Below are 13,486 nucleotides of genomic sequence, written 5' to 3'. Positions count from 1 at the left end.
CCCGGAGCCATGATGCCGTAGCCCGCTCCCCCGCCGGCCCGAGCTCGGCGCACTCTAGAATCGCGTCGGGCGGCACCGGCACAGATCTACGGGGGAACACGTGGAACCCACGGCCATCGGGCTCAAGTTGGCGGCGGCCGTGATCGGCCCCCTCGTCAGGAAGTTCTTCGTCGCCGACGCCCCCGGGGCGGGGCTGGTCGACAAGCCGGTCCGGCTCTCCGGGTACGTCTCGTTCAGGGGCGAGAAGCGCACCCTCACCGAGTCCGACGTGCGCACCCTGGCCGCCACCCTCGTCCGGCAGGCCCTGGGCCCGGGCGAACGCCGGATCCCGGCGGACGAGGAGAACGCCGTCACCGACGCCCTCGCCGCGACCCTGCACGCCCTGGGCGACCTCACGATCACGGACGTCGACGCCGTCCGCCTCGGCCCGGAGGCCTTCGCCCGGGAACTGCGCCGCGCGGCCGGCCGCCCGGAGCGCCACCTCTCCGCCGACGCCACGCACTTCTACGAGGCCCTGCTCGGCGCCGCCTCCCTGCACATCCTGGAGTTCTTCACCCAGCGCAAGACCTTCACGGCGCACGCACTGGTCGGCCAGACCCGGGCGGTCCACGAACTGGCGTCGAAAACAGATGAGTTGATCCGGCGCACGCCGCTCCCCGAGTCGGCGGACGCCGTCTTCGAGGCGACGTACCTGCCCTACGTGGCGAGGAAGCACTCCAAGCTCACCATCTACGGCATCGATCTGAACCACTCTCCGACGCGCTGGCCGCTCGACGTGGCCTACCTCAGCCTGGAGGCGGCGCCGCTGGGGCGGTCGGTGATCTCCTGGGACGCCTACGAGACCTCGGAGGACTTCCTCGCGTCGCAGCCGGCCCCGGAACCCCAGCCCGCGGACCAGGCCCTGGCCCGCACCCCCCGGGTCCTCCTGCGGGGCGAGGCCGGTTCGGGCAAGACCACGCTCGTCCAGTGGCTGGCCGTCGCCGCCGCGCAGCAGGACCGCCCGGACCGGCCGGCGTACCTCCGCGACCGGATCCCCTTCGTGCTCCCGCTGCGCACGCTCACCCGGCACGGCGAACGCCTCCCCGCCCCCAAGGACTTCCTCGCCGCGATCGGCTGTCCCCTCGCCGGCTCCCAGCCCGCCGGATGGGAGCACCGGGTGCTGACCGCCGGGCGGGGACTGGTCCTCGTGGACGGCATCGACGAGATCCCGGAGCCCGAGCGCGAGCGGACCCGCCGCTGGCTGCGGGACCTCATCGACACGTACGGCGACACCGGCAACCGCTGGCTGGTCACCTCGCGCCCCTCGGCCGTCGGCCAGGACTGGCTCGTGGAAGAGGCCTTCGGCGAGCTGGCGCTGTCCTCCATGGGGCGCGCCGACACCGCCACCTTCATCAAGCGCTGGCACGCGGCGGCCCTCGGCGGGCCCGGGTCCGCGGCGGAACTCGACGCGTACGAGGCGCAGCTCCTCACCGCCGTCCGGACCAAGACGGACCTCGGCAGGCTGGCCACCAACCCCCTGATGTGCGGCCTGATCTGCGCCCTCCACCGCGACCGGCGGGGCTATCTCCCGCACGGCCGGAAGGACTTGTACGAGGCCGCGCTGTCCATGCTGATCAGCCGCCGCGACCGCGAGCGGGACATGAAGGGGCCCGACCTGCGGGAAGAGCCGCAGCTCGAACTCCTCCAGCGGCTCGCGTACTGGCTGATCAAGAACGGCCGTACGGAGATGGACCGTTCCCAGGCCGAGGACATCATCGGCCGGGCCCTCCCCGCGGTCCCGGAGGCGGCCGCCCTGGGTGACGCACGGGCCGTCTTCGACCACTTCCTCCAGCGCAGCGGCCTGATCCGCGAACCGGCCCCGGGAACGGTGGAGTTCGTCCACCGCACCTTCCAGGACTTCCTGGGGGCGCGGGCGGCGGTGGAGGAGGGTGATTTCGGACTGCTCGCCGGGCACGCCGCGGACGACCAGTGGGAGGACGTCATCCGCATGGCGGTCGCCCTGGCCCGGCCGCGCGAGCGGGTGGCCCTCTTCGAGGACATGCTGGGTCGCGGCGACCGCACGGAGGACCCGTACCTCCGTTCGCGCGTCTACCTGCTCGCCGCCGCCTGCCTGGAACACGCGACGACGCTGGAGCCGACCGTCCGCGCGGCGGTGGAGGAACGCACCGCGAGACTGGTCCCGCCCCGCAGCGAGGCCCAGGCCCGCGCCCTGGCGGAAGTGGGTCCACTGATCCTGGACCTGCTGCCCGTCCCGGACGCCGTCCCTCCGCGGGACTGGTACTACGTGATCATTGCGGCCTCCTGGGTCCTGTCCGACGCCGCCCTGCCCTTCCTGGCGAAGTACGCCGCCGAACAGGACTCCCCGATCACGGTGCGCAGTCAGCTCGTGTGGTCCTGGTCCCGCTTCGACACCGCCCGCTACGCGGAGGAGATCATCGCGCAGCTGAACCCGGAGGGACTGGACTACACCGTCACCTCCGACGAGCAGTTCCCGCACCTGGAACAGCTGGGGAGCCGAGTGGCATCCCTGGAGGTCAGGAGCGACCCGTCCGCGGAGGCGCTCGGCTCGTACCTCTCCGGGCGCACCCTGACGCACTTGCAGCTCGTGGATCGCGGGATCCCGGACCTGTCGTTCCTGGCGGGCCAGACGGAGCTCGAGTCGTTCACCGCCCGCCGGTGCGATCCGATCGCCGATCTTTCCCCCTTGGCCGGGCTTCCGATCCGGGAGCTGAACATCGACGTCTCCACGGACGACCTCCGTCCGCTGTGGCAGCTGCCGGAGCTCCGGACCCTCATGGTCTCCGGCACGGGTCCCCTGGGCTGGACACCGGAAGACCTCCATCCGCGTGCTCCCCTCCAGCACCTCAACATGGTGGGCCGCCTCTCCTCCAACATGGTGGGCCGCCTCTCCTCCGAGCAGGAGCTCAAGGGAATCGACCGCTTCCCCCTACTCGAATCCCTCTGCTTCTCCGGCGCGGCGACGACCGAGGGCTGGCGGGACATGTCCCGCCTTCCGTCGCTCTCCAGCCTCACTCTGGACGCACCCTCGTTCGCGACCCTTCCGGTCGGTACCGTCATGGCGGAAGTCACCCATCTCTGCGTGAACGGCATCCATGACGCAGACACCGTGCAGCAGGTCCTCGACGGACTCCCGCACGTCTTTCCCCGCCTCGTCTCCTGCGAGTTCTGGGGAAGTCCGAGCCTGAGAGGAACCGTCGACCTCTCCCCCGTGGCAGGCATGGAGAGCCTGGAACGGTTGCTCATCAGCATTGACGCCGCCCAGCTGACCGGCGACGGAGCACTGTCCTCCCGGGTCCTGATCCCGGGGCCCCACGGACTGGAGATCCGGTCAGTCCCACCCGCGCGATCGACCGGAGCCTCCGGGTAAGGTGTCGAACCGTGGCTGATCGTCGAACGGCAATCATGGAAGGCGCCGCGCGGGTCATCGCCCGGCGCGGCGTACGCGGCCTGCGCGTGGAGGAGCTCGCCGCCGAGGCGGGCGTGTCCACGGCGTTGATCTACTACCACTTCAAGGACCGCGCGGGGATCCTCCGCGCCACCCTGGAGTTCATCAACGACCGGGCCGGCCGGTACACCACGGAGCGGGACCCCGCCGATCCGGTGCTCGACGCCCTGGGCGAGCTGGAGCAGACGCTCCTGCTGGAGTTCCAGGACGATCCCGCGGTCCGGGAGAACAGCACGGCCTGGGGAGAGCTCCGGGCCAGCGCGGTGTTCGACCCCGACCTGCGGGAAGACCTCGCCGACGCCACCCGTGTGTGGATCCAGGAAGTGAGCGAGCTGCTCGGGCAGGTCCACCCCATGGCCCCGGCCGCCGGCCTGTCGGGTGCCGCCGAGCGGCTGACCGCCCTGGTGGAGGGGCTGAGCTCGCGCTGGCTCAGCGGCAGCCTGCCGCTCGCGCACGCCCGTGAGTTGATGGTGTCCTCCATCGCCGCCGAGCTGGACCGCCTCGCCCGCGCCGCCGCCTGAGCCGCAGGCTTCGTAAGACATCCCTCCTTCCCCAGGGGTCACGCACGCCCCGCGTCTTGACTGAATTTTCAGTCAGTGACAGAGTTCCGGCCATGGCCGCTCACGGCACCCCCACTTGCTCCGGAGGCTCACCGATGCACGAATCCCCCGACGACAGCCGCTCGCTCCTCGGCCGGTTCTTCGGCTCCACCCCCACCCGCCGGCGCGTCCTCGGGGCTGCCGGACTCGGCGCCGCGGGCGTAGCGCTCGGCACCGCGGCCGCCGCGACTCCGGGGGCGCTCCGCGCGCCGAGCGCGGCGGTGCAGCGCTGGCGGGTGGACCTCGACGACGTCCCCCACACCCGCACCTGGATGTCCTGGCCCTCGCGCTCCTCGATCTGGGGCGGCCGCGCGCTGACCGGGGTCCAGGAGGACATCGCGCTGATCGCGAAGACGATCGCGCGCTACGAGCCCGTCGTGATGTGCGCGCCGGACTCCTCCACGGCCGCCACCGCCCGCTCCTGGTGCGGCCCGGGCGTGACGGTGACCACCGCCATCGGCACCGACGACCTCTGGATGCGCGACATCGCCCCGGTCTTCCGCCGGGACGGCCGCGGCGGGCTCGACGCGATCGGCCTGAACTTCAACGGCTGGGGCAACAAGCAGGCCCACTCCTACGACGCCCACGTCGCGGAGAGCATCGCCTACGAGTCCCATCTCCCCTTCAGCAAGACGGACTTCGTCGGCGAGGGCGGGGCGATCGAGACCGACGGCGACGGCACCGTGATGGCCACGGAGAGCAGCCTCGTCAACAAGAACCGCAACCGGGGCTGGAGCCGGGCCGAGGTCGAGGACGCCGTTCTGCACGCGTACGGCGCCGACAAGATGATCTGGGTGCCCGGCATCAAGGGCAAGGACATCACCGACGACCACATCGATGTGACCTCGCGCTTCATCCGACCCGGTGTGGTCATGGTCCAGGTGCCGCCGGTGGGCCGCGACGACGTCTGGGCGCGCGACGCCCGCGAGCAGTTCGCGATCCTCTCCGCGGCCACGGACGCCCGGGGCCGGCGGCTGACCGTCGTCAAGGTCGACGGCCCCGACACCACGCGCTCGAAGAACCCCGAGTTCGTCGACTCGTACATGAACTTCCACGTGGTCAACGGGGCTGTCGTCACCGCCCAGTTCGGGGACTCCGCGAAGGACGCCGCGGCGAAGCAGGCCCTGGCGGCCGCCTTCCCCGGCCGGACCGTGGTGCAGCTCGACGTCGACCGGCTGATGGCCGGGGGCGGCGGCATCCACTGCTCCACGATGGCCGAACCGCGCGCGTAGGAACCGCCGTTGCCGGTCCTGCCCGTGCCCCCGGCAGCGGCAGGACCGGACAGGACACCGGGCACAGCCCTGCGGAGGCGCTACTGCCCCGACGCGTGCGGGCGGAGGTCCAGCATGCAGAACACCTTGTCGTAGCGGCGTTCGCCGACGGCGACGAAGCGGGGCAGCCGCCCGTACTCGGTGAACCCGAGGGAGGCGTAGAGCCGCAGGGCCCGGGTGTTGTCGCCCCGCGCATCCAGCGTCAGGACCTCGATGCCGGCCCTGCGGGCGTCCTCGACGAGTGCGGCGGCCAGTGCCCGGCCGAGCCCGAGTCCGTGGGCCTCCGCGGCGACGGCGAGCTTCTCCAGGTCCGCGTGCGGCCGGTGGGTGGGGCGGGCGTAGCGCTGCCAGTAGCCGAGCCCGACGAGCCGGTCCCCCAGGCAGGCGGCGCGCAGGGCCGCGTCCCCGCTTCGCACGGCGGCCACGACCCCGTCGAGGAGCCGCGCCACCTCGTCCCGCCCGGGCGGTTCGACCCAGCCCAGCGCGGCGCCCCCGGCGACGAGCTCGGCCAGGATCCGGTGCGCCGCGGCGGCGAACCGGGCCGCCCGTTCCGGGTCGGACAGGTCGGACACCAGCTCCAGGGCGTCCACGATCACCGCTCCGGCGGCCGCTCCGCCCGTCTCCCGATCCATGACCGGCAGCCTAGTGCGGTCACGGCCCGGCCTAGGCGGCCAGTTCCCCGTCGATCGCGTCGGCGAGGAGCCGGCGTGCGTGCTCCAGGGGCAGCGAACCGCTCAGCCACCGGACGCTGAGGCCTTCGAGGAGGGCCGTCAGTCGCTCGGCGGCGGCCGCGTGCTGGGGCGCCGTGCCGGCGGGGCGGGCCTGGGCGAGGAGGTAGGAGATCTCGTGGACCCAGCTGTGCGTGGCCTTGGCCACGTCCTCGCGCAGGTCGGGATCGAATACGGCGCTGGCCCGCAGCTCGCCCCAGGCGGTGCTGTTCTCCCGCACCTCCGGGGTTTCCTGGAGTTCGAGGAGCAGGGTCCGCTTGAGCTCGTCGCGGGGGCTCTCCGGATCGTCCGAGCCGTCCTCGCGTTCGGCCGTGTACCGATCGGCGCGGTCGCTGATGAACTCCAGCGTGCGGCGCAGGATCCCGGCGCGGTCGGTGAAGTGGTAGTAGATCAGCGAGGTGGACACGCCCGCTTCGGCGGCGAGCTCCCCCACCCGGAGCCCGCGCACGCCGCGGCGCGCGATCACTCGCGTGGCGGCTCTGAGTATTTCCGTTCGACGGTCTGACACGAAGGGTCACTCTACCCGTCGACTCCGTCACCTGGGGCTTTTCCTGACCGTAACATCAGGCACCCGTTTCGGCGGTAAAGCCGTGATCATGACGATTCAGGGGCCCCTCACCACCCCGCTCGATACGCGGTGTGACCGATTCCGCATCAGCTTGGCCAGAAGCATTGACTGAATTTTCAGTTTGATGGACGATGCGGACACCCCTTACGAACACTGACTGAATTTTCAAACAGGAGTGGATCATGACCAGTTTCCGCATGCCGGCCGAGTGGACGGACCACGAGGGCTGCCTGATGGCGTGGCCGACGCGACAGGAGCTGTGGGGCGAGGTCTTCGACGAGGTCAAGGCCGAGTACGCCCAGGTCGCCACCGCGATCGCCGCCTTCGAGCCGGTCACCATGGTCGCGCTTCCCGGCAGCGGTGACGAGGCCCGTGCCCTGTGCGGTGAGGGCGTCGAGGTGATCGAGCTCCCGATCGACGACTCCTGGTTCCGGGATTCCGGGCCGATCTTCGTGCTCGGACAGGACGGCCGCCGGGCGGGCGTGGACTTCCGCTTCAACGCCTGGGGCGGCAAGCACTTCCCCTTCGACACCGACGACAAGATCGCCGCGGCCCTGCTGGCGCATCTGAACGTGGACCGCATCGATTCCCGGATGATCCTCGAAGGCGGCGCGATCACGGTCGACGGCGAGGGCACGCTGATCACCACCGAGCAGTGCCTGCTGCACCCGAACCGCAACCCGGACATGACCAAGGAGGAGATCGAGGCCGAGCTGATCGCCCGCCTCGGTGTCACCAAGGTGATCTGGCTGCCGTACGGCGGTCTGCTGGACACCGAGACCGACGGGCACGTCGACGGCGTCTGCGCCTTCGTCGCCCCCGCCACCGTCGTCGTCACGGTCCCGAGCGACCCCGAGCACCCCGACTACGAGCGCATGCGCGTCAACCGCGCCGTCCTGGAAGGGGCCACCGACGCCTCCGGCCGCCCCTTCACGATCATCGACCTGCCGCAGAGCTCCTTCGTCGAGGTCGACGGCAGGGAGACCGAGGTCGGTTACCTGAACTTCTACATCGCCAACGGCGGGGTCGTCGTCCCGGTCGCCGGCACCGATGCGGACGAGGGCGCGCTCGCCGTCATCGCCTCCGCGCTGCCCGGCCGCAAGGTCGTCGGAGTCCGCTCGCGCGTGATCGCGTGGGGCGGCGGCGGCGTGCACTGCATCACCCAGCAGATCCCCGCCGCCGGCCGCACCGCCTGACCGGTTCGCCCCCTTCGCCGTGCCCGGGCCGGCGGCCCGCTCCCGAGCCTCCCCTCCTCGACCCGCTGGCCGCCCGCCCGTACCTCCCCGCCCCGCATGGAAGAGAGAGCACCGATGCCCATATCCCTTCCCTGGTCCAGAGCCGCCAGGACCGCCGGCAGCGCGTCCGCCCCGCACGCCTCCGCCGCCCCGCACGCCGCCACCGGTGGCACCTCCGCCGGCCGCCGCTCCCCCGCCCGCCGGTACGCGCTGCCCGTCGCCGCGCTGGCCGCCCTCGGCCTGGTCGCCGCCTGCGCCGGCCCGCCCAAGGCCGACGGGAGCGGGAAGGACACGGCCTTCAAGCTGTCCGCCGGCACCCCCGCCGCCGCGGGCGAGATCGACTCCTTCACCTGGGCCGTGTACGCGGAACCGCCGACGCTGGACTACATATCGGCCTTCGACTACCCGGCGAACACGATCCTGTCGAACGTCTGCGAAAGCCTGATGCGGTGGACCCCGCAGCTCACCATGGCTCCGGGACTGGCCGAGAAGGCCACCAACCCCAACGACCTGACCTGGGTCTACGACCTGCGTCCGGGCGTGCGCTTCCACGACGGCGGCACGATGAGCGCCGACGACGTGGTCTACAGCCTGGGCCGGCAGCTGGACCCGGCGAACGGGGCCGCCTGGAACAGCAACTTCTCCAACGTCGAGGCCGTCACCAAGACCGGCCCGCTCCAGGTGACCGTCAAGCTGAAGCAGCCCGACTCGCAGTTCCCCCAGTACATGGCGACCGCCGCCGGCGTCGTGGCCTCCAAGGCCGGGGTGGAGAAGGCGGGCGAGGACTACGGCACCACCGGCAGCCTGGACTGCACCGGCCCCTTCAAGCTCGGCACCTGGAACAAGGGCCAGTCCATCGAGCTCCAGCGCTTCGACGGCTACTGGGGCACCAAGGCCAAGTCCGCGAAGGCGGTCTTCACCTTCCTCACCGACGCCTCCGCCCGCACGAACGCCATGCTGAGCGGCGAGGCCGACGGCGGCTACCTGATCCCCACCGAGAGCTACGACCGGCTGCGCGCGAGCGGCGCCGGCACGCTCTACTTCGGCGAGGGCCTCAGCACCGTCAACGTCAACGTGACCAGCATGAAGGGCGCACTCGGCGACGTCCGCGTCCGCCGGGCCCTGTCCCTGGCCCTGGACCGCCGCGGCTTCGTCAAGGCGGGCCTGGGCGGCGCGGGCACCGTGACCAGCGCGCTCACCTCCAAGGCGATCTGGGCCGGGGCGCCCGCCGCCGTCCGCGCGTCCGCCTTCGACACCCTGCCCTCCCCCGACCAGAACGTCGAGGCGGCCAAGCGGATGATCGAGGAGGCCGGCGCCACCGGCAAGACGCTGACCATGGCCACCAGCTCGATCGGCCAGGACGTCTCGGTGCTGGCCACCGCGGTCCAGGACGCCGGCACCCGGATCGGTCTGAAGATCGAGCTGAAGACCATCGCCCCGAACGCCTTCACCTCGCTGTTCACGGACCCCGCGGCGCGCGAGGGCATCGACATGTTCCCGGAGACGTACTACGACTCCATCACCGACCCGATGGACATGCTGAGCAACTTCCAGACCGGGGCCTACCAGAACTACGCCGGCTACAGCGACGAGTCCTACGACGCGCTGGCCGACAAGGCCCGGGCCGAGTACGACCCGGCCAAGCGCTTCGCCGCGGCCGCCGAACTCCAGAAGAAGGCCTCCGACCAGGTCCTGTGGATCCCGGTCGCCGAATGGCCGACCGCGGTCTTCCTGAACAAGCGGATCACCGGAGCCCCCACCACCATCTCCTACCTGTACTACCCGTGGGCCGCCGACGTCGGGGCGGCCGCGCGATGAGTTTCCTGCGCTTCGCCGTACGGCGGCTGGCCGAAATGGCCGCCACCCTGCTCGGCGCCTCCTTCGTGATCTTCGGCGCGCTGTACCTGGCTCCGGGCAATCCGGCGAGCTTCCTCCTGGGCGGCCGCTCGGCCTCCCCGGAGGCACTGCAGGCGATCAACGAGCACTACCACCTGGACGACCCCTTCGCCGTCCGGTACCTGAACTGGCTCGGCCAGGTGGTGCAGGGCGACTTCGGCCGCTCGATCACCTACCGCACGGACGTCTCGCGGCTGCTCGCGGACCGGCTGCCCAACACCCTGATGCTGATCTCGATGGCGCTCGTCCTGGTCCTCGTGTTCGGACTGCTCCTGGGCTGGATCGGCGCCGTCCGCGGAGGGAAGGCCGACTCCGCGATCCTGGTCACGACCACCGTCGCCATCGGCACCCCGTCGTTCGTCGCGGCGGTGCTGCTGCAGGGCCTGTTCGCGGTCAAGCTGGGCTGGTTCCCCACCGGCGGGGCCGGCGAGGGGTTCGGGCAGATGCTGTGGCACCTGACCCTGCCGGCCGTGGCCCTGGCGCTCTACCTGATCGGCATGCTCGCCCGGGTCACCCGGGCCGCGATGCTCGAAGTCCTCGGCCAGGAGCACGTCACGGTCGCCCGCAGCCGGGGCGTGTCCGCGAGCCAGGTCATCCGGCGGCACGTCTTCCGCAACGCGCTGGGCACCGTGCTCACCACCGGCGGGCTCATCGTCTCCACACTGCTGGTCTGCACCATCCTGGTGGAGTCGGCGTTCAGTGTGGGCGGCATCGGCCAGCTCCTCGAACTGTCCACCACCACCAAGGACTTCCCCACCGTGCAGGCCATCTCCCTCATCATGGTCGCGCTGTTCATGACGGTGAACCTCGTCGTCGACCTGCTCCATCCGCTGGTCGATCCCCGGGTCACCCTCGGCCCCGCGAAGAAGGCCTCGTGAGCTCCGTCCTGGTGCGCCGGCCGGGCCTCGCCCGGCTCCGGACCTCCCGCGCCCCCCTCACCCTGTTCTGTACGGGCTTCGTCGCCCTCGTCGTGCTCGTCGCGGTGCTCGCCCCCTGGATCGCGCCCTACGATCCCAACTCCGTCGACCTGGCGGGCGCCCTCGCGGGCCCCTCCGCCGATCATCTCCTCGGCATCGACGCCTCCGGGCGCGACACCTTCTCCCGGCTGGTGCTGGGAGCCCGCACCTCGCTCCTCGGCCCGCTCGGCGTGGTCGCCTTCTCCACCGTGGCCGGCGTGGCGATCGGCACCGCCGCCGCCTGGCGGGGCGGCTGGCTCGACTCGGTCCTGTCCCGCAGCACCGAGCTGGTCTTCGCCTTCCCCGGCATGCTGCTGGCCATCCTGATCGTCTCGGTCTACGGCGAGGGCCTGCTCGCCCCCGTCATCGCCCTGGCCATCGCCTACCTGCCCTACGTCAGCCGGCTGACCCGCTCCCTCGTGCTCGCCGAGCGCGCCCGCCCGTACGTGGAGGCGTACCAGGTGCAAGGACACTCGGGGGCGCAGATCTGCCTGCGCCACGTGGTCCCCGCCGTCATGCCCGTCGTCCTCGCGCAGTCCGCGATCAACTTCGGCTACGCCCTGATCGACCTGGCCGGCCTCGCCTTCCTCGGGCTGGGCGTACCGGCCCTGACCCCCGACTGGGGCCGCATGGTCTTCGACGGCAACGCCGCCATCCAGGCCGGCTACCCGCTCTCCGCGATCGTGCCGTGCGCGGCCATCGTGCTGACCGTGGTCGCCTTCAACGTCGTCGGCGAGTCCTGGGCCGACAAGGTAGCCAGGAGGCCCCGATGACCACGCCGACCACACAGCCGGCGCCGACGGCGCCGCCCCTGCTGAACACCCTGGAGATCGAGGGCCTGCGGCTGCACCTGCCGGGGGCCGTCCGGCCCGTCCTGGACGGGGTCGGGCTCACCGTCGGCCCCCGGGAGACCGTGGCCCTGGTCGGCGAGTCCGGCTCGGGCAAGAGCCTGACCTCGCGCAGCGTGCTGCGGCTGCTCCCCGAAGGGGCCCGTACGGAGGGCGAGGTACGGGTCGCCGGAGACGACGTGCTCACCATGTCACCGGGCCGCCTGCGCGTGCTGCGCACCAGCACGGCGGCCATGATCTTCCAGGACCCCCGGGCGGCGGTCAATCCGATGCGGCGCGTCGGCGACTTCCTCACCGAGAGCCTGCGGCTGAACGCCAGGGCGAGCAAGGCGGTCGCCGAGGACCGGGCGGTGGCCATGCTGGAGGCCGTGGGCCTCACCGCGGACGCCCTGCGCAAGTACCCCGGACAGCTGTCCGGCGGCATGCTCCAGCGGGTGGTGATCGCCGCGGCGCTGATGGGCGATCCGGCCCTGATCCTCGCCGACGAACCCACCACGGCCCTGGACGTCACCACCCAGGCCGAGGTGATCGGCCTCCTGGGCGATCTGCGCGACCGCTTCGGAACGGGGCTGCTGTTCGTCACCCACGACCTCGGCCTCGCCGCCGCGATCAGCGACCGGGTGTACGTGATGTACGCGGGCCGGATCGTGGAAACGGGCCCGGCCGCCGAGCTGTTCGCCCGGCCCCGCCACCCGTACACGGCGGCCCTGCTGAACTCCACGCCCCGCCTGGACGCGCCCCGCGGGCGGCTCGCCGCGATCGAGGGCCGGCCGCCGAGCCTGCGCGAGGAGCTGACGGGCTGCCCCTTCGCCGCGCGCTGCGTGCTCGCGACCGACCTGTGCACCCGGGAGGCTCCGGCCCTGCTCCCGGTCGCCGGGCAGCCGCACCGGCTCTCCGCCTGCCACCACGGCGAGCTGATGGCCGAGCAGGAACGCGAACGGGAACAGGAACGGGCGGGAACGGAACGGAAGGAACTCCACCGATGACGACCGCTACCGGCACGAGCGCCGGCCCCCTGGCGGGCACGGCGAAGACCGTCCTGGAGGTCCTGGGCCTGCACCGGACCTACGGGAGCGTCCGGGCCGTGGACGACGTGTCGTTCCGGCTGGCCGAGGGCGGCTCGCTGGGCATCGTCGGCGAGTCCGGTTCGGGCAAGACGACCACGGCCCGCATCGTGGTGGGTCTGGAACGCGCCGACGAGGGCCGGGTGCTGATCCACGGCCGCGACCGCGGCGACCGCGGCGACCGGGCGCGCGGCACTGCGCACGGCAAGACGCAGGGCAAGGCGCACGGCAAGGCGCGCCGGCTCGCGCGGGCCCGCGAGATCCAGATGGTCTTCCAGGACCCCTTCCTGTCCCTGGACCCGCGCACCACCGTGGGCGCGGCCCTGCGGGAGACCCTCGCCCTGCACTTCCCCGGCGCCGACCACGCCCGCCGGATCACCGAACTGCTCGACCAGGTCGGCCTCGGCTCCCGCGAGGCCGACGCACTGCCCCGGCAGTTGTCGGGAGGACAGCGCCAGCGCGTGGCGATCGCCCGCGCGCTGGCGGTGGAACCGGCCGTCCTCGTCCTCGACGAAGCGGTGGCCGCCCTGGACGTCTCGGTGCAGGCCCAGATCCTGAACCTGCTCTTCGACATCCGCGAACAGACCGGCATCGGCTACCTGTTCATCACCCACGACCTCGGCGTCGTCCGCTGCGTGACCGATGACGTGATCGTCATGCGCAGCGGCCGGATCGTCGAGTCGGGCCCGACCCAGCAGGTGCTCGCCGACCCCCAGCACCCCTATACGCGCCTGCTCCTGGAATCCGTACCCCGCCCGGGGTGGGATCCGCGGAGCATCGCCGCCGCGCGCCGCGCGCTGTAAGGAGGGTTGTGGGAGCGGCGGCTCCCACGGCCCGGCGGTTCATCACCCATCC

General features: G+C 71.9%; 11 protein-coding genes. 9 read left to right on the top strand and 2 right to left on the bottom strand.

Features of this window, described 5'->3' with window-relative positions; genetic code table 11:
* Positions 1-100: 100 nt before the first annotated feature.
* The 3 genes from ACFWNV_RS22335 to ACFWNV_RS22325 all read left to right on the top strand — a co-directional run bounded on the left by ACFWNV_RS22335 (position 101) and on the right by ACFWNV_RS22325 (position 5,297).
* Positions 101-3,388 (top strand): NACHT domain-containing protein, encoded by a 3,288-nt coding sequence (locus tag ACFWNV_RS22335; protein ID WP_383949758.1) that lies wholly within the window; start codon positions 101-103, stop codon positions 3,386-3,388.
* Positions 3,389-3,399: 11 nt separating this feature from the next.
* Positions 3,400-3,987, top strand: a complete 588-nt coding sequence (locus tag ACFWNV_RS22330; protein ID WP_383949755.1) for a TetR/AcrR family transcriptional regulator — start codon at positions 3,400-3,402, stop codon at positions 3,985-3,987.
* Positions 3,988-4,121: 134 nt separating this feature from the next.
* Positions 4,122-5,297 (top strand): agmatine/peptidylarginine deiminase, encoded by a 1,176-nt coding sequence (locus ACFWNV_RS22325; protein ID WP_383949753.1) that lies wholly within the window; start codon positions 4,122-4,124, stop codon positions 5,295-5,297.
* Positions 5,298-5,377: 80 nt separating this feature from the next.
* Here ACFWNV_RS22325 and ACFWNV_RS22320 read toward each other — a convergent pair whose 3' ends face one another.
* Together ACFWNV_RS22320 and ACFWNV_RS22315 are read right to left on the bottom strand one after the other, a co-directional pair.
* Positions 5,378-5,968, bottom strand: a complete 591-nt coding sequence (locus tag ACFWNV_RS22320) for a GNAT family N-acetyltransferase (RefSeq protein ID WP_383949750.1) — start codon at positions 5,966-5,968, stop codon at positions 5,378-5,380.
* A 31-nt stretch (positions 5,969-5,999) separates the two neighbouring features.
* The gene (locus ACFWNV_RS22315) at positions 6,000-6,572 is read right to left on the bottom strand and encodes a TetR/AcrR family transcriptional regulator (RefSeq protein WP_383949748.1); all 573 of its coding nucleotides are present in this window, start codon (positions 6,570-6,572) and stop codon (positions 6,000-6,002) included.
* A 242-nt stretch (positions 6,573-6,814) separates the two neighbouring features.
* Between ACFWNV_RS22315 and ACFWNV_RS22310 the strand changes: the two genes are divergently transcribed.
* The 6 genes from ACFWNV_RS22310 (at position 6,815) to ACFWNV_RS22285 (ending at position 13,434) form a co-directional block, all read left to right on the top strand.
* Positions 6,815-7,828 carry an agmatine/peptidylarginine deiminase gene (locus ACFWNV_RS22310; protein WP_383949745.1) on the top strand — a complete coding sequence of 338 codons (1,014 nt, stop codon included), beginning with the start codon at positions 6,815-6,817 and terminating at the stop codon, positions 7,826-7,828.
* 114 nt (positions 7,829-7,942) lie between these two features.
* Positions 7,943-9,685, top strand: a complete 1,743-nt coding sequence (locus ACFWNV_RS22305; RefSeq protein ID WP_383949742.1) for an ABC transporter substrate-binding protein — start codon at positions 7,943-7,945, stop codon at positions 9,683-9,685.
* Complete coding sequence (locus ACFWNV_RS22300; protein WP_383949740.1) at positions 9,682-10,641, top strand: ABC transporter permease; 960 nt, start codon at positions 9,682-9,684, stop codon at positions 10,639-10,641. Before ACFWNV_RS22305 ends, ACFWNV_RS22300 begins: the two co-directional genes overlap by 4 nt.
* Positions 10,638-11,492 carry an ABC transporter permease gene (locus ACFWNV_RS22295; RefSeq protein ID WP_383949738.1) on the top strand — a complete coding sequence of 285 codons (855 nt, stop codon included), beginning with the start codon at positions 10,638-10,640 and terminating at the stop codon, positions 11,490-11,492. The genes ACFWNV_RS22300 and ACFWNV_RS22295 overlap by 4 nt, the downstream gene beginning before the upstream one ends.
* Positions 11,489-12,553: an ABC transporter ATP-binding protein gene (locus ACFWNV_RS22290; RefSeq protein ID WP_383949735.1), complete on the top strand. Its 1,065-nt coding sequence runs from the start codon at positions 11,489-11,491 to the stop codon at positions 12,551-12,553. Before ACFWNV_RS22295 ends, ACFWNV_RS22290 begins: the two co-directional genes overlap by 4 nt.
* Positions 12,550-13,434, top strand: a complete 885-nt coding sequence (locus ACFWNV_RS22285; protein WP_383949733.1) for an ABC transporter ATP-binding protein — start codon at positions 12,550-12,552, stop codon at positions 13,432-13,434. The genes ACFWNV_RS22290 and ACFWNV_RS22285 overlap by 4 nt, the downstream gene beginning before the upstream one ends.
* Positions 13,435-13,486: the final 52 nt, after the last annotated feature.

Origin of the sequence: Streptomyces sp. NPDC058401, from assembly GCF_042722885.1 — a bacterium.
GTDB lineage: Bacteria > Actinomycetota > Actinomycetes > Streptomycetales > Streptomycetaceae > Streptomyces.
This window is presented reverse-complemented; position numbering and strand designations above follow the sequence as displayed.

What these genes read in the sequence shown, in the direction of transcription:
- ACFWNV_RS22325 (WP_383949753.1), top strand. Translation starts at nt 4,122, where the DNA reads ATGCACGAATCCCCCGACGACAGCCGCTCGCTCCTCGGCCGGTTCTTC.
- ACFWNV_RS22320 (WP_383949750.1), bottom strand. Translation starts at nt 5,968, where the DNA reads ATGGATCGGGAGACGGGCGGAGCGGCCGCCGGAGCGGTGATCGTGGAC.
- ACFWNV_RS22310 (WP_383949745.1), top strand. Translation starts at nt 6,815, where the DNA reads ATGACCAGTTTCCGCATGCCGGCCGAGTGGACGGACCACGAGGGCTGC.
- ACFWNV_RS22305 (WP_383949742.1), top strand. Translation starts at nt 7,943, where the DNA reads ATGCCCATATCCCTTCCCTGGTCCAGAGCCGCCAGGACCGCCGGCAGC.
- ACFWNV_RS22300 (WP_383949740.1), top strand. Translation starts at nt 9,682, where the DNA reads ATGAGTTTCCTGCGCTTCGCCGTACGGCGGCTGGCCGAAATGGCCGCC.
- ACFWNV_RS22290 (WP_383949735.1), top strand. Translation starts at nt 11,489, where the DNA reads ATGACCACGCCGACCACACAGCCGGCGCCGACGGCGCCGCCCCTGCTG.
- ACFWNV_RS22285 (WP_383949733.1), top strand. Translation starts at nt 12,550, where the DNA reads ATGACGACCGCTACCGGCACGAGCGCCGGCCCCCTGGCGGGCACGGCG.